The sequence below is a fragment of the Sorangium sp. So ce1153 genome, assembly GCF_051521595.1.
GTDB lineage: Bacteria > Myxococcota_A > Polyangia > Polyangiales > Polyangiaceae > Sorangium.
Genome location: NZ_CP150361.1, coordinates 4,648,735 through 4,673,018, shown reverse-complemented (window position 1 = coordinate 4,673,018; position 24,284 = coordinate 4,648,735). Strand labels below are relative to the sequence as shown.

General features: G+C 72.9%; 17 protein-coding genes. 7 read left to right on the top strand and 10 right to left on the bottom strand.

Annotated elements, in window-relative coordinates; translation table 11 throughout:
* Positions 1 to 79 precede the first annotated feature (79 nt).
* Positions 80 to 1,126 (top strand): serine/threonine protein kinase, encoded by a 1,047-nt coding sequence (locus WME85_RS16705; protein WP_437839443.1) that lies wholly within the window; start codon positions 80 to 82, stop codon positions 1,124 to 1,126.
* A 55-nt stretch (positions 1,127 to 1,181) separates the two neighbouring features.
* Here the strand turns inward: WME85_RS16705 and WME85_RS16700 are convergent, their stop codons facing one another.
* The 9 genes from WME85_RS16700 to WME85_RS16660 form a co-directional block, all read right to left on the bottom strand.
* Positions 1,182 to 1,667 (bottom strand): SET domain-containing protein-lysine N-methyltransferase, encoded by a 486-nt coding sequence (locus WME85_RS16700; protein ID WP_437839441.1) that lies wholly within the window; start codon positions 1,665 to 1,667, stop codon positions 1,182 to 1,184.
* Between the two features lie 6 nt (positions 1,668 to 1,673).
* Positions 1,674 to 3,401: an ATP-dependent zinc metalloprotease FtsH gene (gene ftsH / locus WME85_RS16695; RefSeq protein WP_437839439.1), complete on the bottom strand. Its 1,728-nt coding sequence runs from the start codon at positions 3,399 to 3,401 to the stop codon at positions 1,674 to 1,676.
* A 454-nt stretch (positions 3,402 to 3,855) separates the two neighbouring features.
* Entirely contained in the window at positions 3,856 to 4,311 is a 456-nt protein-coding gene (locus WME85_RS16690; RefSeq protein WP_437839436.1) for a DoxX family protein, read from the bottom strand.
* A gap of 152 nt (positions 4,312 to 4,463) precedes the next feature.
* Positions 4,464 to 5,300 (bottom strand): ABC transporter ATP-binding protein, encoded by an 837-nt coding sequence (locus tag WME85_RS16685; protein ID WP_437839434.1) that lies wholly within the window; start codon positions 5,298 to 5,300, stop codon positions 4,464 to 4,466.
* A complete protein-coding gene (locus WME85_RS16680; RefSeq protein WP_437839432.1) occupies positions 5,297 to 6,241 on the bottom strand; it encodes an ABC transporter permease in 945 nt (314 codons plus the stop codon). Before WME85_RS16680 ends, WME85_RS16685 begins: the two co-directional genes overlap by 4 nt.
* A complete protein-coding gene (locus WME85_RS16675; RefSeq protein ID WP_437839429.1) occupies positions 6,238 to 7,668 on the bottom strand; it encodes an ABC transporter substrate-binding protein in 1,431 nt (476 codons plus the stop codon). The genes WME85_RS16680 and WME85_RS16675 overlap by 4 nt, the downstream gene beginning before the upstream one ends.
* A 4-nt stretch (positions 7,669 to 7,672) precedes the next feature.
* Complete coding sequence (locus tag WME85_RS16670) at positions 7,673 to 8,740, bottom strand: HEAT repeat domain-containing protein (RefSeq protein ID WP_437839426.1); 1,068 nt, start codon at positions 8,738 to 8,740, stop codon at positions 7,673 to 7,675.
* Between the two features lie 21 nt (positions 8,741 to 8,761).
* A complete protein-coding gene (locus WME85_RS16665) occupies positions 8,762 to 9,046 on the bottom strand; it encodes a 4Fe-4S dicluster domain-containing protein (RefSeq protein WP_437310314.1) in 285 nt (94 codons plus the stop codon).
* Between the two features lie 18 nt (positions 9,047 to 9,064).
* Complete coding sequence (locus WME85_RS16660; protein ID WP_437310313.1) at positions 9,065 to 10,798, bottom strand: fumarate reductase/succinate dehydrogenase flavoprotein subunit; 1,734 nt, start codon at positions 10,796 to 10,798, stop codon at positions 9,065 to 9,067.
* Between the two features lie 639 nt (positions 10,799 to 11,437).
* Between WME85_RS16660 and WME85_RS16655 the strand changes: the two genes are divergently transcribed.
* Positions 11,438 to 15,895: a serine/threonine-protein kinase gene (locus WME85_RS16655; RefSeq protein WP_437839423.1), complete on the top strand. Its 4,458-nt coding sequence runs from the start codon at positions 11,438 to 11,440 to the stop codon at positions 15,893 to 15,895.
* Complete coding sequence (locus tag WME85_RS16650) at positions 15,892 to 17,178, top strand: patatin-like phospholipase family protein (RefSeq protein WP_437839421.1); 1,287 nt, start codon at positions 15,892 to 15,894, stop codon at positions 17,176 to 17,178. Before WME85_RS16655 ends, WME85_RS16650 begins: the two co-directional genes overlap by 4 nt.
* A gap of 386 nt (positions 17,179 to 17,564) precedes the next feature.
* On the opposite strand, the gene WME85_RS16645 is transcribed toward WME85_RS16650, so the two are convergent.
* Positions 17,565 to 19,763, bottom strand: coding sequence for a PilZ domain-containing protein (locus tag WME85_RS16645; protein WP_437839418.1), 2,199 nt, complete (start codon positions 19,761 to 19,763; stop codon positions 17,565 to 17,567).
* Positions 19,764 to 20,022: 259 nt separating this feature from the next.
* On the opposite strand from WME85_RS16645, the gene WME85_RS16640 reads away from it, so the two are divergent.
* The 4 genes from WME85_RS16640 to WME85_RS16625 all read left to right on the top strand — a co-directional run bounded on the left by WME85_RS16640 (position 20,023) and on the right by WME85_RS16625 (position 24,281).
* Positions 20,023 to 20,388: a hypothetical protein gene (locus tag WME85_RS16640; protein ID WP_437839416.1), complete on the top strand. Its 366-nt coding sequence runs from the start codon at positions 20,023 to 20,025 to the stop codon at positions 20,386 to 20,388.
* 337 nt (positions 20,389 to 20,725) lie between these two features.
* Positions 20,726 to 21,367: an RNA polymerase sigma factor gene (locus tag WME85_RS16635; RefSeq protein WP_437839413.1), complete on the top strand. Its 642-nt coding sequence runs from the start codon at positions 20,726 to 20,728 to the stop codon at positions 21,365 to 21,367.
* A gap of 10 nt (positions 21,368 to 21,377) precedes the next feature.
* Positions 21,378 to 22,802 (top strand): FecR domain-containing protein, encoded by a 1,425-nt coding sequence (locus tag WME85_RS16630; RefSeq protein ID WP_437839411.1) that lies wholly within the window; start codon positions 21,378 to 21,380, stop codon positions 22,800 to 22,802.
* A 378-nt stretch (positions 22,803 to 23,180) separates the two neighbouring features.
* On the top strand, positions 23,181 to 24,281 hold the full coding sequence (locus tag WME85_RS16625; protein ID WP_437839409.1) for a phosphotransferase family protein: 1,101 nt from the start codon (positions 23,181 to 23,183) through the stop codon (positions 24,279 to 24,281).
* The last annotated feature ends 3 nt before the right edge of the window (positions 24,282 to 24,284 follow it).

Sequence of the window (24,284 nt, the reverse complement as noted above, 5' to 3'; positions counted from 1 at the left end):
GCGTCGGTCGGTCGTTCGATCGCGCGCGGTAAAACTTCTCATCGAGCGCGGCGCCGGTTGGTGCTCAACTCCTCCCACCATGAGCGCCACCACCCCGACCGACCTCTTCCTGTCGCTGACCCCGCACAAGGTGATCGAGGCCGTCGAAGCCGCCGGCGTCCTCTGCAACCGCGTCTGCTATCCGCTGAACTCGTTCGAGAACCGCGTCTACGAGGTCGAGCTCGAGGACCGCACCCGCATCATCGCCAAGTTTTACCGCCCCGGCCGCTGGACGCGCGAGCAGATCCTCGAAGAGCACCGCTTCCTCGCGGAGCTCGCGGACGCCGAGATCCCCGTCTGCCCGACGCGCCCGTTCCCGGACGGCGAGTCGCTCAAGCAGATCGACCACATCCAGTATTGCCTCTTCGAGCGCATGGGCGGCCGCGCGCCCGACGAGCTCGGAGACGAGCTCTTCGCGCGCCTCGGCCGGCTCGCCGCCCGCATCCACAACGTGGGCGCAGGGCGGACCGCCGAGCACCGCGTGCGGCTCTCCGCCGACACCTACGCGCGCGAGGACCTCGGCTGGCTCGCCGAGCGCAAGGTCATCCCCGCGGCCGTCGAGCGGCGGTACATGGCGGCCGCGCGCGCCGTCGCCGACGCGGCCGAGGAGCGCCTGCGCGGCGTCGACGTGCACCGCATCCACGGCGACCTGCACCCGGGCAACCTGCTCCTCCGCGACGGCGCGCTCCGCGTGCTCGACTTCGACGACATGGTCGTCGGCCCCGCCGTGCAGGACCTCTGGCTCCTCCTCCCCGGCCGCGACGCGACCGCCCGGCGACAGCGCGAGCTCTTCCTCGACGCGTACGAGGAGCTGCGCCGCTTCGATCGCTCGACCCTCGGCCTGATCGAGCCGCTGCGCGGGCTCCGCCTGATCCACTACGCCGCCTGGATCGCGCGGCGGTGGCACGATCCCATTTTCCCGAGAACTTTCCCGCACTTCGGCACGGAAGCGTACTGGCGCGACGAGGCGAGCTCGCTCGAGGAAGTGATCCAGCTCACGCGCGCAGGCGATTCCGGCGGGCCTGGCGGGGGCGAGGAGGAGGCGGCGCCGCCGAGCGGGGGCAAGTACTTCTGGGACCTGAACTGAGGGAGCGCGGCGTCGCTCGCGCCTCGCGCCGCCGGCGGCCCCGCGCGGGGCTCGCTCAGCGGCCGCCGCTCGACGGCGGGACGCGCTGCGCGAGCTGGCGCGCGACGTGCGGCGCGACGCTGTGCCCCGAGAGCGCGCCGGGCGGCAGCTGAGAGGCGCCCGCGATCTGGCCGAGGCAGCGGGCGCTCCCGCAGTGGCACTCGAACGGCGACGCCATGGTCCACTCCGTGGAGGGGTAGAAGAACGTGACCTCGTCGCCCGGCGCGATCGGCCGCAGCGCGACGAGCGCGCGCCGCTCGACGTCGAAGCAGGCGTTCGGATCGCAGCTGTGGTTGGTGAACGCCAGGAACGCCGGCGTGAGCTCGATGTGCTGGTGCTGGGAGACCTGGAGCGTCATCCGGGACGGCCGGTCGTGCACGGCGGCGGCGCCGAAGGTCACGAGCACGTCGCCCGCGGCGAACGCCACCAGGCTGCGAACGCAGCGCTGGCCGAGCCGATCGCGGGCGTCCTGCTCGAACCGAAGGTCCTCGGCCGGCGCCACGGCGGCTCAGGCGGCTTCGGGGGTGGCGCGCTGCCGTCGATCGGCCGGGAAGCAGGCCTCGATCTCGTCGCTCCCGAGCGTCTCCTTCTGGAGGAGCGCGCTGACCAGCGCCTCGATCTCCGCGCGCCGGGACTTCACGATGTCGATGGCGCGCGCGAGCTGGGCGTCGGTGAGCGCCCGCGCCGTCTCGTCGACGCGATCGAGCAGGGCGGGGCTGCGCGACGGGTGCCCGTCGCCGACGCAGATCGGGCCGAGGTGGCTCATGCCGAGCTCCCCGACCATCTTCCAGGCGATCGTCGAGGCGCGCTGGATGTCGTCCGAGGCGCCGGCCGTCATCGTCCCGAGGATGACCATCTCGGCGGCGCGGCCGCCCATCAGCATGCAGATCTGGTCCTCGAGGTACTCCTTCCGGTACATCAGCCGGTCCTTCTCGGGCAGCGCCTGGGTGACGCCGAGCGCGCGGCCGCGCGGGAGGATCGACACCTTGTGCACCGGATCGCAGTTCCGGGCGAGGAGCCCGACCGCGACGTGCCCGGCCTCGTGCACGGCGGTCGCGTGGCGCTCCTCCTGGTCGACGAGCACGCCCTTGCGCTCGAGGCCCATGAGCACCCGGTCGCGCGCGCGGTCGATGTGCGAGGGGTCGACCGCCTCGGCGCCCTCGCGGGCCGCGAGGATGGCCGCCTCGTTCAGCAGGTTCGCCAGATCGGCGCCCGAGAAGCCGGGCGTGCTGCGGGCGATGTAGCCGAGGTCGACCTCGCCCTGGAGCGGGATGGGCCCGGCGTGGACGTTGAGGATCTCCTCGCGGCCGCGCACGTCGGGGAGCGGCACGGTGACCTTGCGATCGAAGCGCCCCGGCCGGAGCAGCGCGGGGTCGAGCATGTCGACGCGGTTCGTCGAGGCGATCACCACGATGCCCGTCGCGTGGTCGAACCCGTCCATCTCGACGAGCAGCTGGTTCAGCGTCTGGTCGTGCTCCGCGGAGGCGGAGTCGCCGTGGCCCTTCGCGCGGGCCCGCCCCACGGCGTCGATCTCGTCGATGAACACGATGCACGGGGCGGCCTTGCGCGCCTCGGCGAAGAGCGCGCGCACGCGGGAGGCGCCGACGCCGACGAACATCTCCTGGAAGCTCGACCCGGACGCGGAGAGGAACCGCACGCCCGCCTCGCACGCGACCGCGCGCGCCAGCAGCGTCTTGCCCGTCCCGGGCTCGCCCGTGAGCAGCACGCCGCGCGGGGGGCGGCCGCCGAGGCGCGCGAAGCGCTCGGGGCTCTTCAGGAACTCGACCGTCTCGGCGAGCTCCTGCTTGACCTCGTGCATCCCCGCGACGTCGGCGAAGCGCACCGGCGACCGCGCGACCCCGGCCTTGGCGTCCGAGAAGTTCTTCGGGCTGCGGCGCCGGCTCACCGTGAAGAGCGCGAAGCCGATCGCGGCGAGGACCACCACCGGGAGCACGGCGGCCGCGGCGCGCGACCGCTCCTCCCGGGAGGCGAAGTCGACCGAGGCGCCGGCGCCCGCGAACCGGGAGACGAGCTCCTGCCGGAGCGTCGGCTCGTCGACGATGGCGGTCACGGCGACGCCGCCCGCCTGGCGCACGAAGAAGCGATCGCCGCTCACCTCGACCGAGGTCGCCTGCCCCGACTGCGCGATCTGGAGCAGCTCGGTGTACGTCGCCGCGCGCTCCCTGGGGGCCGCGCGGAGCGCGAGCCCCAGAGTCACCGCGAGCACCACCCCCATGATCCCGAGTACCCAAAGCCGGCGACCCGCGGGCCCCAGCCGCCTACCCACGTGCAAGAACCAGGAATTCACTGCTGCGCCACCTCACTACCCCGACGTCGGGCCGGAGCGGATCTCAGGTGTAGCAAGGATATGGACCTCAGGAAGTTCCTTCTGCGATCATTCTGAGCGGCCTGAACGCAGAATACTGCGAAAGGATGGTGGTACCGCAAATGAGAACGGGGAGAACCGACAGGCCTGTAATGAAACTCGCGAAGGTGCTGACGAGCCCGCCGCTCGACTGGCGAGCTCTTCAGTCGACTGAAGAGCTCGCCAGACGTTCTGCCAGCGACTGAAGAGCTCGCCAAACGATTTGCCGGGTGCGATTGACCTGATCAGATCGCGCGGAAGCGCGTCAGATCGCGCGAGAGCGCGTCAGATCGCGCGAGAGCGCGTCAGATCGCGCGGGAGCGCGTCAGATCGAGCGAGAGCGCGCGACGAGGGTCGGCTCCTTCGTCCCGAAGATCGCCGCGTCGGCGGAGAACCTCCCCGGGCCGACGAGGAGCAGCACGAGGGAGATGCTGAGGTAGACCGCCGCCACCTCGTAGGAGGAGGCGCCCATCGCGAAGAATGGATCACCGCGCATCAGGTGCGTGGCGACCGCGACGGCCATGGTGGCGGCGATGCCGAGCGACGCGAGCGGCGTCAGGAGGCCGAGGATCCACGCGAGGCCGCCGCCGACCTCCGAGAGCGCGGCCAGCGCCTGCAAGAACCCCGGGACGGGCGCGGTGGGCCCCATCCAGCTGAAGGGGGCCTGGATCTTCCCCCAGCCGTGGAAGATGAACGCAATGCCGGTGACGACGCGAAGCACGAGCAGCGCGGCCGAGGCCGAGGACGGCAAATCGGTCACGCGCAGGAATCTCTTGAGCATCGGGGATCACTCCTCTCCGCTCGGTAGTAAGGAAAATCGCGTGCAACATCAAGCGCGTACGCGCGCGATCCGGCGCGCCGGGACGCGAGGCGCCGCGCCCCCGTCGCCGCGCCGCGGGACGGCCCCGGCGAGCCGGCGCGGCGCGCCGCGCTTCAGGCGCTCGGCCGCTGGTCGTGGCCGCGCGCGGCGCTCGCGGGGGCCGCGGCGGCCGCGCGCTCGTCGCTCAGGGCCTCGAGGCACCGCCGCTTGATCGACGCGAACTCGCTCGAGCCCACGATGGACGCGCTCCTCGGCCGCTCGAACGGCACCTCGATCTCGGCGCCGACGCGGCAGGGGCGGCGGGTCATCAGGGCGATGCGGTCGGAGAGGAAGATCGCCTCGTCGATGTCGTGCGTGACGAACAGCACCGTCGTGCGCACCTGGCGGAAGACGTCGAGGAGCAGCTCGTGCATCGAGAGCCTCGTCTGGGCGTCGAGCGCGCTGAACGGCTCGTCCATCAGCACGACCTTCGGCTCGTTGATGAGGACGCGCGCGATCTCGACCCGCTGCTGCATGCCGCCGGAGAGGTGCGCGGGATAGGCGTCCTCGAACCCCGAGAGCCCCACGAGGCCGAGCAGGCGCCGCGACGCCTCCGCGCGCTCGCGCGCCGGGACGCCGCGCATCTTGAGGCCGAAGCCGACGTTGTTCAGCACCGTCTTCCAGGGGAGCAAGGAGCACTGCTGGAAGACCATGCCGCGCTCCGGCCCGGGCGCCTCGACGCGCTCGCCGCCGACGAGGATGCTGCCGCGCTCCGGCGCGACGTAGCCGGCGACGGCGTTCAGGATCGTCGACTTGCCGCACCCGGAGGGGCCGAGCAGGCTCACGAGCTCGCCGCTCTCGACGGTGAGATCGAGGTCCCGCACCGCCTCCGTCCGGCGCCCGCCCGACCCCAGCACGACCGACAGGCCCTGGATCTCGACCCTGCCCCCCGAGCTCACGCCGGGCCTCATCGGCTCTTCTCCTCGGGCCGGTGCCAGGGCGTGAGCCAGGCGCCGATCCGCTGGACGAGCGCGCTGCTGAGCATGCCGAGCAGGCCGATGAGCAGCATCCCGAGGACGATGTCCGGGTAGCGCTGCAGGTTGTACGACTCCCACGTGAAGTAGCCGATGCCGTACTGCCCGCCGATCATCTCGGCGGTCACGAGGCAGAACCAGGACGTGCCCATGCCGATGCTCATCCCCGTGATGATGCTGGGCAGCGCGCCCGGCAGGACGACCTCTAGGAAGAGGCGGAACGGGCGCGCGCCGAGGCTGCGGGAGCTCGCGATGAGCCGCGGATCGACGCCGCCGACGCCGTGGATCGTCGCGAGGAGGATCGGGAACAGCGCCCCCATGTAGGTGATGAACATCATGCTCATCTCGGCCGACGGGAACATCAGGATCGCGAGCGGGATCCAGGCGACGCCCGGGATGGGGCGCAGGAGCTCGAGCGGCGGCAGGAGGGTGTCCTCGGCGAGCCGCGACCTGCCGATCACGAGCCCGAGCACGACGCCCGTGACGCCCGCGGCCACGAAGCCCGCGAGCGCCCGCAGGAGGCTGTTCTGGAGGTGCAGCCAGAGCTTCGGCGAGGCGAAGAGCTCGCGGGCCGCGACGAGGACGTCGGTCGGCGCCGGCACGTTGACGAACGAGACGACCCCGAGGTCCGCGCGCGCCACGGCGGCCCACTGCCAGAGGGCGACGCACGCGGCCGCCGAAAGGACGCGCAGCGCGGCGCGGCGCAGATCGCGCCCCGCGCGCCGCTCGCGCACCGCGCCGCCCGGCGCCGCAGGGGACGCGCGGCGCCCGGCGGCGCTCGCGGCGCCCTCGCGCGCGGGCGCGAGGGTCGCGCGGCGCGCGCGGCTGCCGAGCGCCGCCGCCCCGGCAGGTGCGCTGGGATCGGACACCATCGTCATGGCGCCACCGCCGTGAGCTTCGCGGCGTCGGCCCGCAGGGTCGCGAAATCGACGACCGACGCCGCGTTCTCCGCGGCCCACCGGTCGGCGTCCTCCTTCGCCAGGAACGCCGAGACGCTGCCGTCGGGGCGCCTCGCGTACCACGCGCGGTCGGCGAGGAGCTTCACCCCGCTGTCGCGATCGTGCACGAAGACGACGCGGATCTCCTTGCCCTCGGCGGTCAGCTGCCGCAGCGCGGCGAGCGCCGACACAGGGCTCCGGTACGCGCGCACCTTCGGCTCGCCCCCGACCCAGATCTGCGCGGCCTGGGTCGGCTCGGAGATCGGCTCGCCGGACAGCGCGTCGCTGCCGGTGAGCGGGAGCTTCGCGTAGCTCACGAGCCGGGCCTCGTAGTCGAGCCCGAGCTCCTGGGCCGCGCGCCGGATGAAGCGGTCGTCCACGAACGTGCCCACGTCGAGGCTCGTGTCCGTGCGCTTCAGCAGCGTGAGCGTGTCCACGGCCACCTGGAGGGCGCGGCGGACCTCGGGCTTGATCGTGAAGTCGCGCGTCTGGATGCCGAGCGGGCCGTGGAACATGTAGGCGACCTCGGCGTCCACGCCGGTCACCTTCTCGATGAGCTCGCTGTACTTCTCGGGCTCCTCCGCGAAGAGGCGATCGGCCTCGAGCGACGCCTTGAGGAACGCCACGACGATCTCCGGGTACTTCTCCGCGTACGCCGCGCGCACGAGCACGCCGTGCGCCGTCGGCACCTTGACGCTGGATCCGTCGTAGATCTTCCGGGCGACGCCGCGGAACGGGAACAGCTCGGCGAACGGGACGAAGTCGGCGTGCGCGTCGATCTTGCCGGCCTTGAGCGAGGAGCCGCCGACCTCCGGCGACTGCGAGACGAGCGTCACGTCCTTGTCCGGGTCCCAGCCGAGGTCGCGGATCGCCCGGAGCAGCATGCCGTGGGCCGACGAGCCGAACGGCACCGAGATCTGCTTGCCCTTGAGGTCCTTCAGGCCCTGGGCCGGGGAGTCGACCGGCACGACGACGCCGTTGCCGCTCCCCAGCGCGCTGCCGGAGAGGGTGGAGATGAAGAGGCTGCGGCTCCCCTGCTTCTGGAACGCGACCCCGTTCAGCACGCCGGGGAAGTCGGCCATCGCGCCGATGTCGAGCTTCTCGGCCACCATCTCGGTCGTCAGCGGCGGACCGGAGGTGAAGTCCTTCCACTCGATCTCGTAGGTGACGTCCTTGTACTTGCCGTCCCTCGGCAGGTGCTTCTCGAGCAGCTTGAGCTCCCGGATCAGGAGCCCGCCGGTGGCGCAGTTGATGGTCGTGTCCTGCGTCCCGATGGCGATGCGGATCGTCTGCTTCGCGTCCGGCTTGCACGAGAGGCCCACGAGGACCACCGCGAGGAGCAGGAGCGCGCGGATACCATGCGTCATCGACTCAATCCCTCGCGAAGGTCTCATGTCGTCCGGCTCCGGTGCGGATGGCGTCGAGCGCGCGGGACGCCGCCTTGCGCACCTCGACGTCGGCGTCGCCGAGCAGCCCGCGCAGCGGCGCCTCGGCGGACGCCGCCCGGAGCTCGCCGAGCGACTGGGCGGCGGCCTTGCGCAGATCCGGGAGGTCGCTCCCGAGCAGCCGGATGAGGTCCGGCGCGGCCGAGGCGGCCCGGAGCCGGCCGAGCGCGAGCGCCGACTCCTTGCGGACCTGCCAGGCGCCGTCGTCGAGCGCGCTCCGGAGGTGCGGCGCGGCGAGGCCGTGCGCCGAACGGCCGAGCACGATGGCGGCCTCGACGCGGACCCGCCAGTCGGGGTCGGACAGCAGCGCGGCGAAGTCCTCGACGAGCGCGGGGGCATCGGGCGCGCGGAGCACGTCGACCGCGCCGCCGGACGCGCGGAGGGCGTCGAGCGCGCCGCCGGACGCGCGGAGGGCGTCGAGCGCGCCGCCGGACAGCGCGTCGAGCGCGCCGACCGCGACCTGCCGCACCTGCGCGTCGGGATCCCGCAGCCGGGCGCGCAGGGCAGGCGCCGACTCGGGCCGCCGCAGGTAGGCCAGGGAGAGGACCGCCTCGCGCCGCACCTCGGGCACGGGGTCCTCGAGGGCGCCCTCGAGGTGCGCGAGCGCGCGCGGGTCGCGGAGCTCGCGCAGCGCCACGATCGCCGAGGTGCGCACGAACGGCCGCTCGTGACGCATCGCGTCAATCAGGTACGGGACCGCCTCGGAGCCGCGGATCTCGCGGAGCGTGGCGGCTGCCGCCTCGCGCACGTGGGTCTCCTCGTCCTCGAGCGCCCCGAGGATGGCCGGCACCGCGCGGGGGTCGCCGAGGTCCTCGAGGTGCCCGAGCGCGAGCGCCCGCACGGTCGGGTCCTCGTCGCGGACGGCCGCGACGAGGGGGTGGATGAGCTCCGGATCCGAGAGGTCCTCGAGCTGCGCCAGCGCGAGCTGGCGCGCGCCGGGGTCCGGATCCCGCAGGGCGCTCTCGAGCTCCTGCGCAAGCGAAGGCTGTGTCATGTCGTCTCGGCCTCCGGGCCGTTACCGGATGAGAAAGGGGATCTTCACGGTGATGGCCTCTTTGGGGCAGTCGATCTCGCACGCGAGGCAATACCAGCACTCGTCGTAGGCCATGTGCGCCTTGCCCGTGTCGGGGTTGACCGCGAGGCAGTCGACAGGGCAGGAGTCGATGCAGATGCGGCAGCCCTTGATGCAGGACGCCTCTTCGACGACGACCGGCAGATCGAACCGGACGACGGCCTCGGCGTTGCCCGCCGTCCTGGCGCGCTTGGCCTTGACGGACTCTCTATCAAGAAGGTGACCCATGGATTGACCTCGTGCGCGTCAGAGCGACGCGCTTTGCTCCTCGGACGGGATGCGCAGCCGCTGGTAGGTCTTGCGCTCGCCGTCGTCGATCGGGAAGAGATACGGCTCCACCGGCCGCTTGAAGGCGACCATCTCGCCGTCCTCGCCCTTCTTGAGGTTCACGTGCGCGAACCACCGGCGGTCATCCATCTCGGGGTAGTCGAGCCGGTAATGGTAGAGGCCCCAGCGGCTCTCGGTCCGGAAGAGCGACGCGCGCGCGGCCATCTCCGCGCAGTCGCGGATGAAGTGGCACTCCATGACCCGCATGAGCTCGTGGGGGCTCGACGCGGTGACCTCCTCGAGCTCGTCCCGCGCGCGCAGGAAGTACTCGAGGCCGAGCGTCATCCGGTTACCCGTCTTGGGCGGCTGCAAATAGTCGTTCACGAGGCGCCGCACCTTGTATTCGTACTGGTGAGGGGCCACCCCGCTCTTGCGGGACAGCGGGGCGAGGATGCGCTCGCGCTCGGCGTCGACCGCCGAGGCGAGCGGCTCGACCGCCGGCGTGCGATCGAGGTAGCCGAGCGCGCTCTGGGCGCAGATCTTCCCGTAGGTGAGCGCGCCGAGCAGGTAGTTGTGCGGCACGCACGCCATGTCGCCGGCCGCGTAGAGCCCGGGCACGGTGGTCTCGCCCTTCTCGTTGACCCACACCCCCGAGGCGCTGTGCCCGCTGCACAGGCCGATCTCGGAGATGTGCATCTCGACGAGGTCGCTCGCGTAGCTGTGCCCCCTCCCCTCGTGGAAGCGCCCGCGGCTCGGGCGCTCCGTCTGGTGCAGGACGCGCTCGACCTCCGTGATCGTCTCCGGGGCGAGGTGCGTCAGCTTCAGGTAGACAGGGCCGTTCGCGGAGTGGAGCTCCCGGTAGAACTCGAGCATCATCTGCCCGCTCCAGTAGTCGCTCTCGATGAATCGGTGCCCCTTCGCGTTGACCGTGTGTCCGCCGAGCGGGCCGGTCACGTAGGCGCACGCCGGACCGTTGTAGTCCTTGATGAGCGGGTTGATCTGGAAGCACTCGATGCCAGAGAGCTCGGCGCCCGCGTGGTACGCCATCGAGTAGCCGTCTCCGGCGTTCGAGGGGTTCTCGTACGTGCCGTGGAGATAGCCCGACGCCGGCAGCCCGAGCCGCCCGGAGGCGCCGCAGCAGAGGATGACCGCCCTCGCCTTGATGACCTCGATATGGCCCTCCCGGGTGTCGAAGCCCATCACCCCGGCGACCTGCCCGTCGGCGACGAGGATCCGCGTGGCCATGACGCGGTTGACGACGCGCACCCCGGCGCGCTTGACCATGCGCGTGAGGATCTTCTTGAGGTCGTAGCCCTCCGGCATCGGGAGGACATAGCTCCCGTTGTGGTGGACCTTCTTGACGTCGAAATCGCCCGAGCGCGTCTTCTGGAACTTGACGCCCCAGGAGTCGAGCTCCTGGATCATCGCGAAGCTGTTCCGCGCGTATTCATAGATGGCGCGCTGGTTCACGATCCCGTCGTTGGCGACCGTGATCTCCTTCACGTACTGCTCGGGAGTCGAGTGCCCGGGGATGATCGCGTTGTTCAGCCCGTCCATGCCGATCGCGATCGCGCCGCTCCGCTTGATATGTGCCTTCTCGAGGAGAACCACTCTCCCGCGCGGGAGCCGCTGCTGTGCCTCCACCGCTGCAGTGGAGCCTGCGCTTCCGCCGCCGACGACGACGACGTCCGCCTCTGTCACGCGAATGTCCATTGCGAGTCCTCAGGTATTCGGGCGCGCGCGCACGCAGACGACCCCGCCACGGAAGGTTCCAGTGGCCCCGGGTCGGACGCCCGGCGTCTCCTATCGCAGACGCGGCATCCGTTTTAACAGACGAAGACTACCTGGGCAATCGCTTTGTGCCGCGCGGGCAGCAGTCTGTGGTTCCGGAGCAGCAGCGGGTGGCTCTGGGGCAGCAGTCTGTGGTTCTGGAGCAGCAACGGGTGGCTCTGGAGCAGCAGCCCGATGGCTCCCGGGCAGCAGCCGTGAGCCTCAAGCAGCAGCCGTGCCGCTCGGGTCGCAGCGGCAGCCGGCCGGGGTGAAGCGCAGCCCCGGGGTGCCTTGCAAGCGAAAACTCAGGGCCGCGGGGGACGGCGGCGCGACCGCGGAGCCGCGGCGGCCGCGGTGCGCGAACAGGCTCACCGCCCGTGCGGATCCCCGACCCGCCCAGAAAGATTCGCCTTTCCACCATGGTTGTCTCCCCGAAGGCGGGGGCGGGACGCTACGATGCAGGTCAACCCGTAGTCCTCCCATGGATCGGGGGAACCGCGCGCGGTCCTTCTTCTCATCGGTCACCCTGATCCGCCGCGCCCGGCGCCTCCCAGCCACGGCGCGAGCGCGCCGCTTCGCTGCATGGCCAAGCACCCGTCCCAGCTCGCCGACCTAGAGATCCAGCGCCGCCTCGGCGCTGGCGGCATGGCGGAGGTCTTCCTCGCCAAGAAGCGCGGCGCCGAGGGCACGTACAAGCTCCTCGTCGTCAAGCGGATCCTCCCGGCGCACGGGTCCTCGCGGCGCTTCCGCGCGATGTTCGTGGAGGAGGCGCACCTCGCGACGCGCCTGAACCACCCGAACATCGTCCAGGTCTACGAGTTCTCCGACCACGGCGAGGACGGGCTGCTCCTCTCGATGGAGTACGTCGAGGGCTTCGACCTCGGCAAGCTGATGCGGGCCGCCCAGCAGAAGGAGTCGCGGATCCCGCCGCTCGTGTCGGCGTTCGTCGTCTCCGAGGCGGCGAAGGGGCTGCACTACGCGCACGAGCGCAAGGACGAGGGCGGGATGCCGCTCGCGATCGTCCACCGGGACGTCTCGCCGCAGAACATCCTGATCTCGTTCGAGGGCGTCGTGAAGATCGCCGACTTCGGCATCGCCAGCGCGAACCTCTTCCGCGAGGAGCCTGGCGTGCTGAAGGGCAAGTTCGGGTACATGTCGCCCGAGCAGGCGCGCGGCGAGCGCGTCGACAGGCGGAGCGACATCTACGCCCTCGGCGTCGTGCTCTACGAGCTGCTCGCCATGCGCTCGCCGTACGGCAAGCTCGACGACGAGGCGCTCCTCCAGGCCGTCAAGGAGGGCCTCTTCGACCCGCCGTCCGCGCACGCGCCCGACACCCCCGCGGAGCTCGAGGCGATCGTGATGCGCGCCATGGCGCACGCGCCCGAGGACCGCTTCCAGACGGCGCGCGACCTGGCCGGGGCGATCGCGCGCGTGCTGCTCGCGAAGCAGGAGCTCGTCGACAACGCCTCGGTCGAGCAGACCGTCGCCCACCTGCTCGGCCGCGAGCGCGAGCAGGACGCGCGCGCGAACGCCGCCGCCGAGGGCGCGAGCGGCGCGAAGCAGGAGGAGCAGGACGAGGGCTCGGTGGTGCAGCCCCAGACGCTCGCCGCGGTGCCGGCCGCGCGCACGGGCGGCGACGGCGAGGGCACCGGCGCGCCGCGCGTCGTGCGCGAGGTGCGCCACGTGGCCGTGGTCACGATGCGCATCGAGGGCGTCGACGCGCTGCTCGGGGCGCAGGGGCGGCTCGCCGGCAAGCGCAGCGGGCGCTCGATCCGCACGACGCTCGACGCGATCGCCTTCAAGCACGGGGCGATCTGGTCGTGGGAGTCGCACGCGAGCGCGCGCGCCGTCGTCGGGCTGCTCGCGAACCCGTCGCGCGCCGCGGCCGACGCCGCGTCGCTGGCGGTCGACGTGCACGAGGCGCTCGCGGGCGCGTCGGAGGACCTGCCGGTCGAGCTCCGCGCCGCGATCGGCATCGTGCGCGGCATCGCGTACGGCGAGCGCGACGAGCAGGGGCACCTCATCAACCACGCGCTCAAGGAGCCCGCGAACTTCCTCGCCGAGCGCCTCGGCAGGAGCACGCCGTTCGGCAAGACCTGGGTCGCCGGCGGCGTCTACCGCCTCGTCCGGCGCGACTTCCGCTGGGGCGACGCGCCGTCGCTCGACCTCGACGACGCGCGCGGCTACCAGGTCCCGCACCAGATGCGGCTCTACGCGCTGCAGCGCCCGCTGACGCGCGAGGAGCGGATCGCGGAGATCGCGCTCTCGCCGAACGACCTCGTCGGGCGCGACGCGGAGCGCGCCGACCTGCACGCGGCCTACCACCGCGCCGTCTCGCCGCCCGTGAAGGGCATCGTCGAGCCCCCGGCGCGCTTCGGCGAGAGCGAGCCGCCGCCGAGCCGGCCGAGCAAGCCGCCGAGCCCGCCGGGCGGCGCGCTCCGGGGCCAGTCCGTGGCGCGCGTGCTCGTCGGCGAGATGGGCATCGGCAAGAGCGCGCTCATCTCGACGTTCCTCTCGGAGCTCCCGGGCGAGGCGCGCGTGCTGCACGTCGAGTGCTCGCCGGTGAAGAGCGAGCTGCCGCTCGCCACGATCTGCGACGTGCTCCGCGACGTCACCGGGATGGGGCTCGACCACGCGATCGACGACGCGGCGCACGTCATCCGCGCGCTGCTCGGGCCGATCGCGCGCTCGCCCCTCGGGGCGCGCATCGTCACGCGCCTGGCCGAGCTCGTCACGGGCAAGCAGGTCGAGCACCCCGAGGAGGACGCGACGGCCTACGGCCGCGACACGGTGGCGCGCGGCGTCAAGTACCTGCTCGGCTCGCTGGCGCGCCACCAGCCGCTCGTCGTGGTCATCGACGGCCTCCAGTGGGCAGACCGCCCGAGCCTGGAGCTCATCTCGGAGCTGCTGAAGCAGCGCTCGGAGCGGCTGCCGGTGCTCGTGCTGCTGCTCACGCGCCCCGAGGAGCGCGTGACCCCGTTCATCGAGGGGCTCGTGCGGATCGAGCTCCGCGGGCTCAGCGCCGAGGAGCAGATGCGCCTCGTGGAGGCGCGCCTCGGCGTGCGCGAGGGCGTGGCCGCCGTGTGCGGCGAGCTCGTGCCGCGCGTCGCCGGCAACCCGTTCTTCCTGCTCGAGATGGTCGACGCGCTCCTCGAGCGGGGGACGCTCGAGATCGTCGAGCACCCGGGCGGGCGGCACGAGCTCGTCCGCCACGACCGGACCGGCGACCGCGGCGAGCCGCTCCCGTCGACCCTGGAGCAGCTCATCGGCGACCGCCTGCGCGAGCTGCCGCCGGCGGAGCACGACGTCGTGAACTGGCTCGCGGTCGCCGGGGGCCCGCTGCTCAAGGACGACATCCTGAACCTGACGCGCCTCGCGGACGACGAGGCGGTGACGCGCCTCTGCGCGCGCGGCCTCTGCGATCGCCGCGCCGGCGCGGTGGACTTCCGGCACCCGCTCGTGCGCGACGTCGCCTACCTCGCGCTCGACAGCGCGAGCCGCGTGCGCATGCACCGGCGGCTCGGCGAGCACCTGTCTACGACGCCGCTGGCGCAGGGGCTCTCGGCCGCGATCGTGGCGCAGCACCTCGCGCGCGGCGAGGCGCCGGGGCCGGCGGCGGAGCTCTACCTGGACGCGGCGCGGGCCGCGCGCGCCGGGCACCAGGCGCAGCTGTCGCGCCGGTACTACGAGCGCGCGCTGTCGCTCCTGCCGACCGGCGACACCCGCCGGATGATCGCGCACGAGGCGCTGGAGGCGATCTTCCGCCACCTCGGCCGCCGGCGCGAGCGGCGGAAGCACCTCGCGGCGCTGCGCCAGCTCGCGAAGGAGAGCGGGCAGGCGCGCTGGGCGGCGCTCGCGCTCGTGCGCACCGCGCGGCTCGACCTCGACGACGGCCACCTCGCCCGCGGCCTGCCGGTGGCCCAGCGCGCCGCCGAGATCGCGCGCATCGCGCGCCGACCCGCGCTCGAGGTCGAGGCGCTCACGATCCTCTCGGAGGTGCTGCGCGAGCTCGGCGACGTCCAGGGCGCGATCAGCGCGGCCGACCGGGCCTTGCGGGTGACGCACACGGGCGGGCTGACGCCGCGGGCGCGCGCGGAGGTGCTGCGGACGAAGGGGGTGCTGCTGCGCCGGGTCGGCCGCGTGCAGGAGGCGGTGGAGGCCTACGCCGAGGCGATCGCCGTGTTCCGCGCGGTGGGGGCGCGCCGCAGCGAGGCGCGCGCGAAGAACTCGCTGGCGGTGGCGATGTTCGTGCTCGAGCGCTTCGAGGACGCGATCGCGGTCGGGCTGTCGTCGATCTCCATCGATCTCGCGATCGGCGGGCGGTTCCAGATCGCGAAGACGCTGAGCAACATCGGCCACGCGTACGCCAAGCTCGGCGACATGCCGCGCAGCCTCGCGTACATGAAGCGGGCGCGGGAGGCGCACGAGCGCTATGACGATCAGGACGCGCGGGCCGACACGCTCCTCTGCTCGGCGGGGATCCTCCTCGATGCGGACGAGCTCGACGCCGCATACGCGCTCTGCGCCGACGCGGGCGCGCTCATCGCGGTGACCGGCAGCGTCTACGACATGATCCACGAGCGCAACGTGCGCGGCCTCATCGCGAGGGCGCGGGGCGATGTCCAGGAGGCGATCGCGAACGCCTCCGAGGCGCGGCAGCTCGCCGAGTCGCAGGGGCTGATGAGCTACCACGCCTACGCGACGGCGATCGAGGCGGCGGCGCGGGTGGACGCGGGCGAGGTGCACTCCGGGGTGCTGCTCGCGCGGACGGCGCTCGGCGCGGTCGAGGCGAGCAGCTCCGAGTACGGCATCGAGGTGCGCGACCTCTGCTGCGCGGCGCTGCAGAAGGGCGCGCCGGCGAGCGCCGTGGACGCCTACCACCGCGCCGCGACGCACGTGCGCCAGGTGGCGGGCTACATCCGCGACGCGCGGCTCAAGGCGCTGTTCCTGGAGCGCACCGTGGTGCGGCGCATCCTGGCCGCGGAGGCGGAGGGTCCGGCGGCGGGGCAGGACCCGCTCCGCCGCGGGGAGATGGCATGAGCGGTACGGGTACAAGGGCAGCGACGAAGCCGCGGCGCAAGGTCGCGGTGATCCTCTCGGGCGGCGGCGCGCGGGGCGCCTACGAGGTCGGCGTGATGTCGTACGTGCTCGACGCGTTCGCCCGCCTCCGCGGGGCGCCGCCGCGCATCGACATCCTGTGCGGGACGTCGGTCGGCGCGGTGAACGCGTGCTACCTCGCGGCGCACTTCGACGACCCGACGCTGGGCGTCCGGGGGCTCGTCAACCTCTGGACGCAGCTGAAGCTGGAGACGGTGCTCGGCTTCGGGGTCCGGCAGGCGATCTCGCTGCCGAAGCTCCTGTTCGGCGGCGGGTCGGAGGGCGTGGGCCTGTTCGACGTCTCGCCGATGCAGAAGCTCGTCGAGCGCGAGATCCCGTGGCGCGCGATCGCGCGCACGCTGCGCCACGGCTACCTCTCGGCGGTCAGCGTGTCGGCGACGGAGATCGGGACGGGCCGCACGGTGATCTTCATGCAGACCGGCCCGGACGGCGCGCTGCCCACGACGGCGCCGCCGCGGACCATCATCCGCGGGGCGCTGATCGGGCCGCCGCACGCGCTCGCGTCGGCGGCGATCCCCATCCTGTTCCCGCCGGTGCGCATCGGGCGCGACCTGTACATGGACGGCGGCGTGCGGCAGAACACGCCGATCGCGCCGGCGCTCCGGCTGGGGGCGACGCACGTGCTGGCGATCGGCCTGTCGCGGGAGGTGCGCAGCATCGACGCGGGCGACAGCGGCAAGCCGCCGGGGATGGCGCTCGTGCTGGGCAAGGTGCTGAACGCGTTCCTGCTCGATCACATCCAGACGGACTTCGAGGTGCTGACGCGGGTGAACCACATGATCGAGGACGGCGAGCGGGCGTTCGGGCCGGATTTCCTGCACTCGATCAACGGGGCGGCGGCGCAGCGCGGGGCGCTGCCGTACCGGCGGGTGGAGACGCTGGTGGTGCGGCCGAGCGTGGATCTCGGGCGCCTCGCCGCGGAGCACGTGAAGGCGGGGAAGGTGCAGGGCGGGCCGGCGATGATGCGGCGGCTGCTGTCGCTGGTCGACGTGGGGGCGGAGAACGACGCGGATCTCGCGAGCTACCTGCTGTTCGACGGGTCGTTCACGAAGAAGCTGATCGAGCTCGGGCGGGCGGACGCGGAGGCGAGGCGGCACGACGTCGCGGATTTCTTCGGGAGCGCGGCGGAGGAGACGGAGCCGACCCTCTCGGACAGCGCGGAGTGGTCGATCCCGCCGCCGGTGGGGCCGGGGGGATCCATCTAGTCCAGGCGGGCGCCCTCGGAAGGGGGAGTCGGCCGGCATGGAGCCGGGGGCCCGGCCCTCGGAGGGGGTGTTCGTGGCGCGGTGTGGGGCCCCGCCGAACTCGCCCGGACCCTTGTTCCTCCGGCTCTGCCGGAGGAACAAGGGTCCGGGCTCAGACATCGGCCCATCCCCACACCGCGCCACGAACACCCCCTCCGAGGGCCTACGGGATGGCTGTGATTCAGCCGCTGAGACATCCCCGGATCGAGCACGGGAGATCCCGCGTTGCGCACGAGGGCTGGTGAAAACGGCACGGCCGCGAGGCGCTCTTTCGAACGCTCCGCGGCCGGATTACCTCGAAGGCGACGCCTTGGGGGGCCTCTCGCGCCGGTGCCCGGCGCTGTCCCTCAGCGCTCCTTGCCCTTCTTGTCGCTGCCCTTCTCGGACTTCTTCTTGGCCTCCTGGGCCTTCTTCTTTTCCTTCTTCGACTTCGACGCCACCTTCTTGGGCTCGTCGCGGCCGAGCGAGATCTCCAGGCGATCGCCGCGCGCCTTCGCCTTGTAGGCGGGCACGCCGTCCTTGAACTGCAGGGTGATCTCCGCGCCGTGGGCCGTGTTGACCACGCGCACCGAGGCGATGCGCTTGTCCTTGCGGGCGAGGCCGCTGCCCGAGGAAAGCGCGCGCCGGTCAGGCAGCGACACGGTGAAGCCCATCGCGCCGGCGGCGCCGTTCAGCTCCTCGACCGGGCCGTCCATCTTCAGCTTCAGCACGATGGGGTTCCGCACGACGCCCTGGCCCCACTCCCGCGGGCTCGCCTGCTCGTCGCCGTCGTCCGCCTCGGCCGCATCCTCCTCGCCCGGTCCGCCCGGGATCGCCGCGCCCTGCGCGAGCGGATCCCCGGCCAGCGCGCTCGGGTCGGCGGGCGGCGTCGGCGGCACCGGCTCCGTCGTCGACAGCGGGGTCGCGCCGAACAGCGGGACGTTCGCCGTCAGCACGCCGCCCGGCGCGGCGGCCGCGCCGCCCGGCGCCGTCGGCGCGGCGGCGGCCAGGGCAGGCGCGCCCGAGGATGCCGCCGGCAGCGCCGGAGCGCCCTCGGCCGTCTCGGAAGGCCCGGCGGCCGGCGCGTCGCCGCCGCGCAGGCCGAGCAGGCGCGCCGCGCCGAACACGACGAGCACCGCCGTCAGCCCGAGGAAGCTGCCGATCGCGGCGGCCTTCTTGTTGAAGCGCGGCGGCTCCATCGCCTCGCCCGCCGCCTCGTCGGCCTCCTCGCGGACCACCCGGCGCCGGCCCGTCTTCAGCGCGCCGGCCGGCGGCGGCGCCGTCTTGCGGCGCGGGCCGCCGTCCTTCGCCGCCCCGTCCTCCTCGCCCGCGCCGCGCGCCGCGCGCCGCGCCTTGATCCTCGCCACCATGCCGGCCATCGCCGTGGCCGCGCGCGCCCCGGCCCCGGCGAGCGCGGGCGCGATCTTCCCCGCCACCGCCTTGCCCGCCTTCGCGGCCTTCTCACCGACGTCGCGCAGCCGGCTCGGCTCGGCGGCGGCCGTCTCGGCGCCCGCCTCGTCCGCCCCTTCCGGCGCGGCGTCCTCTGCCGACGGCGGCGCCGCGTCTGCCGCCCGCGCCGACGGCGCCGACGGCGCCGGCGACATGTCGCCGTCGTGATCGTCCTCCGCCTCGGCCGCCGCGCGCTCGACCGGCTCGCGCACCGGCGCCGGCGCCACCGACGCCCGCGCCGAAGCGCGCTCGACCGGCTCGCGCGCCGGCGCCGGCGCCACCGACGCTCGCGCGGCCGCGCGCTCGCCCTGCAGCGGCGCCGATGACGCCCGCGCGCCCTCGCCGTGCGGCGGCGCCGACGAGGCGCGCGCGCCCGCGCCGGCCTCCAGCGTCGGCGCGGACGGCCTCGGCGGGGGCAGGCTCTCGGACGACGCGGACCGCGGCCGCGGCGCCCTGGCCGCGCGGGGCGCCTCGTAACGCAGCGTCACGACGAGCTGCGGAACGCTCGTCGCCGCGTCGACCTCGACCTTCACGTGGTCGATGTACGCCTCGCGGCGCGTGCCCAGCTCGACCTCCTCGAGCTCGAGGGAGCGGCCGACCTTGAGGAACTCCAGGTTGGAGCCGACCTCGAGGTCGTCCGGGCCGCCCGTGCGCACGCGCGCCTTCATGGGCGAGCCCAGGCCGTCGATGTGGAGCCGCACGCGCGCGCCGCGCTGCGCGGTCTCGGCCGCCGAGCCCGAGGGAACGGTGAGCGCCGGCGCGGAGCCCCCGGCGCCTGCGTCCATCGACGAGCACATCGCGCGCACCGCCTCCTCGGCCTCGCCGTCGAGGCCGGTGAAGCGGAGGCCGAACTCGCCGCCGCGCGCCTGCTCGGCACGCCAGCAGACCTCGCCCTCGACGACCAGCTCCTTGCCGAGCCCGTCGAACCGGCAGATCAGCGCGTCGCCGACCCGCGGCAGGTACGCCGTGCGCAGGCGCATCCCCTCCGGGGACATATCGATCGACTCGGCCTCGAAGCCGCCGCCGGACGTCTCGCCGACCGCGACGAGCGCCTCGATGCGGACCCGCTGTCCGGCGCCGGCGCGCCGCTCCCCGCCGCCCTCGCGATCTCTTTCCAAGGACTCCGGCGCCTTGCGAACGCCATCTCCCTCTGCGCCTCGAACGTTCATACGCCCATTCCTCCGCCTTGGCCGCGAAGCCGCGTCCGCGATCGCGGGACCTCCGCGGTGCAGAGGGCCCTCTGGCCGGCAGTACGGCGTAAGCCCCGGGCTGGCCAAATTTTGGAGGCCACGCGGCCCTCCGGGACGCGCGCGCAGCGTGGACCAACCGCTCGCTTCGCCTGGCGCGTGGGGGGCCAGACGTGGGAAGCTCTCGGCGATGGGCAAGGACGAGCCGCCGGAGAAACACGACAAGCCCGCGCCGGCCGCGAACCAGGATGTCGTCTTCATCCACAGCCCCGTCGAGCAGGGCGAGGGCTTCCGGGTGATCCGGAGCCGCGAGGACCGGATCGAGATCGGCGAGCTGCGCCCCACCGAGCACGGGCGCCCGCTGACCGGAGATCTGGTGAAGCTGACGCAGCGGTCCGAGCACGCCCGGCTCTTCGACGTGGAGGTGCTCCTCCCGGCGCAGCGCGCGCCCGAGGCGCAGCGCTCCGGCCCCGCGCAGGTCGCGACCGACACTTACCGCTCGAACTGGGAGGCGATCTTCGGCCGGCGCGAGGAGAGCAACAAGCTCTCCAACTGAGCCCGGCGCAGCCCCGCCGGGCGCCGGGCGACAGCGACGTTGCTGGAGGTGAACTCCCCAGTTCCCTCGGCAAGAGGGATCGCTCACGGGAGATCACATCGGCTCACCCCGGTCCTGCGCCGGAGCTGCTCCCCTGCCCTCCTTGCGTCCCGTCGCCTTCGCATCGACTCATCGCCTTCGCCGGAGCGGCTCCGGGGCGAGCGGAGGGCATCTCCTTCCACGCGTCGATTGTTGAGCCGCGGAGGGCACCTGGGGAACACTGCTGGGCGTGATCCGAGCGCGCCGATCGACCGTACCCCCCTTGACAGGGGTCGCGTCGTCCGCGCAGAGCGGTAACGTGCAAGCGCTGCCGCTGTCTGCCACGGACGACGAGACGCTCGCGCGCGCCGCGGCGCAGGGGCATCCGGGCGCCGCGCCCGTCGTGTGGCAGCGGTTCGCGCCGCTCGTGCGCCGGATCCTGAAGCGCACCCTCGGCCCCGGCGACGAGGTCGACGATCACGTCCAGGACACGTTCCTGCGCTTCTTCCGCGTGGCCAAGGACCTGCGGGACCCGTCGCTGCTCTCGAGCTTCATCGTCGGCATCGCGGTGCGCGTCGCGCGCGCCGAGCTCAGGCGCAGGCGCCTGCGCCGCTGGCTCCAGCTGTCGCCCTCGGGCGAGCTCCCGGACGTCGGCGGCGCGCAGCAGGATCCGCAGGGGCGCGCGGCGCTGGCGCGGCTCTACGGCATCCTCGACCAGGTGGACGACCGGTCCCGGACGCTGTTCGTCCTCCGGTTCATCGAGGGGCTCGAGCTCACCGAGATCGCCGCCGCGCTCGGGTGCTCCCTGGCCACGACGAAGCGCCACCTCGCGCGCGCGTCGCACCGGATCCTCACCGCCGCGCAGCGCGATCCCGCGCTCTCGGCCTACCTCACGAAGGCCCCGCAAGCGCTCGATCAGCCCGGGAGCCTCCTTGCCTGCGAAGGAGAGCATGATGAATGAAGCGGAGAAGTTGAGCCGTCTCGCTGACATCGCGCGGGAGGGCATCCCCGCCGACGTCGACGCGGCGCACGACGCCGCCGAGCGCGCCCGCTTCGTGGAGGCGGTGAGCCGCGGGGCAGCCCGGCGCCGCGGGGGAGCCTGGGGTCGCATCGCGTCGTGGTTGCGCGCGCTCGGGGTCTCGACCGCGCTGGCGGACCGGCCGCGGTGGGCGCTCGCGCTCGCGGGCGCGGCGGCGCTCGCTGTCGCGCTCGTCGTGCTCTGGCCGGCGCGGCGGCTCGACTACGCGGTCGAGGGCGCGCCCGTCGCCCCCGGCGGGTACATCTCCGCGGCGGCGGGCGACGGGGCCCGGCTGAGCTTCACGGACGGCACCACCGTCGCGCTCTCGCCGGGCAGCGCGCTGCGCGTGGCGGAGGTCGAGGCGACCGGGGCGCGCATGCTGCTCGAGCACGGCCGCGCGTCGCTGCGCGTCACGCCGCGGCCGAAGGCGCGCTGGTCGGTCGAGGCGGGGCCGTTCGCGGTGCTGGTCACCGGGACGGCGTTCGACGTGTCCTGGACGCGCGGCGACGGCACCTTGCGCGTCGATCTGCACGAGGGGAGCGTGACCGTGCGCGGTCCGCTCGCGCCCGACGGCCTGCCGCTCCGCGCGGGGCAGCGGCTCGTGGCGCGGATGCACGAGGGCGACGTGCAGATCTCGAGCGCCGACGCGGCGAGCGCGGCGGGGCCGGCGCAGGGCGGGCCGTCGTCCGCGCAGGCGGCGCAGCCCGGAGCGGCGCAGCCCGGACCGGCGCAGCCCGGAGCGGCGCAGCCCGGAGGCGACGACGGCGCGGCTGGCCCCGGCGACGCAGCGGAGCCGGGAGCGGAGGGCGACGCCGGGGCAGCGCGGCCGGAGGGCTCGCGGGCGGAGGGGTCGCCCGCGGGCGCGGCGGCGGACGGCGCGGCGGCGGACGGCGCGGCGGCGGACGGCGCGGTGGCGGCGCCGAGCTGGTCGAAGCGCGTGGCGGCGGGCGATTTCGGCTCGGTCCTGGCCGAGGCGGAGCAGCGCGGCCTCGGCGGGGTGCTCGAGCGCGGCTCGCTCGACGACCTCGTCGCGCTCGCGGACGCGGCCCGGTACGCGCGCCGCGGCGATGTAGCGCAGCGCGCGCTCACCGCGACGCGCAAGCGGTTCCCCGGGACGAGCCACGGGAAGGCGGCGGCCTTCCTGCTCGGGCGCATGGTCGATGACGGCGGCTCGCCCGGCGCCGCCGTGGCCTGGTACGACGCGTACCTGGCCGAGTCGCCGGGCGGCCCGTTCGCAGCCGAGGCGCTCGGCCGCAAGATGGTCGCGGTCGAGCGCACGAGCGGCCGGGCGGCGGCGCGGCCGCTCGCCGAGCTCTACCTGAAGCGCCACCCGCGCGGCGCGCACGCGCCCGTGGCCCGCGACCTGATGAAGCCGTGAAGCAGGGCGGGTGACGCCGGGGCGGCCGCGGCCGCTGGAGCACAATCACGCCAGAACCGCGCGAAAACCAGCTCACGAGAAGGGACCGCAAGGGCGCAGGGGACGCAAGGAGAGAGAGAGTAGATTTCTATCCATGTTCCCTCGCGCCTCTTGCGCCCTGGCGAACTCCCCTCTTACTGCTCCACTGGTCCCGATGTTCGATCGTTCGCGACAACCATCGAGGCAGCTCCGCGCAACACGTCGCGTCTGTGTCGCCGTCGCGCTGGCCGCGTCCTACACGGCCGGGGAGCGCCTCGCGCACGCCGCCGACCACAGGAACCCACCGGGGAGTATGCCCTCCTGCTCCTCCGCGAGCCCGGGTTCGACGAGGATCGGCGTATGCTCCGGGCGGAAATATTCACGGGGCTGCGGGACGAGCGGCGGCGGGGCGGCGGCCGCCAGGGCCGGCCCGGCGAACACTGGTATAGTCGCCACACCAGCCGCCGATCGACAAAGGAAGCCGTGAAAAGCAAGACCAAGAACACAAAGACACGCCCGCAGATCGCAGCCATGGTCGCCAGGGCCTTTGGCGGCATGAAGCTCGCGGACAGCGAAGATGCCGTGCTCGAGCTGAAGGAAGGCTGGTTCAACGCGGCCTACGACATCCGGCTCGCCGATGGCCAGCAGGTCATCCTCAAGATCGCGCCGCCGAGAGACGCGGAAGTCCTGCTCTACGAGAAGAACATCATGACCACCGAGGTCGCTGCCATGCGCCTGGTCCGGCAGAACCCCGCCATTCCAGTACCCGAGATCTACTTCCACGATGACTCCCACGACGTGTGCGACTCGGATTACTTCTTCATGGAGAAGATCGCCGGGGACAACCTCGAGCACGTGAAAGCGGGCCTGTCCCCCGAAGCGAAGGAGTCAGTCGAGCTGCACATCGGCGAGATCATCCGGGAGATCAACGGCTTTACCGGCGCCTATTTCGGTTACGAGGGGAACCAGGACCTGCGCGCGAGCAGCTGGAAAGAGGCGTTCATCAAGATCGTGGAATCGGTCCTGGAAGACGGCGCCCGCAAGAGCGTGGTGTACGACCACGGCCATGACGAGATCCGCGCCGCCGTGCTCAAGCACGCTCGCGCGCTGGAGGAGATCACCACGCCCCGCCTGGTCCACTGGGACGCCTGGGACCCCAACTTCTTCGTCAAGGAGGGCCGGATCGCCGGCATCATCGACTTCGAAAGGGCGCTCTGGGCCGATCCCCTGATGGAGGCCCAGTTCCGGCCGCTCCTCAGCGACGGGATCACGAGCAGCATGCGCGGCTACGGCAAGACCTCCTTCACCTTCGAAGAAGAACAAAGGTGTAGCCTGTACTCGCTGCACCTCGCCCTGGTCATGAACACGGAGTGCTATTACCGCAATTACGACACCGACTTCGTCTACGACCTCTCCAGGCAGCTGATGGGCGCGAGCATGGAGTGGCTGAAAGCGAACTGAACG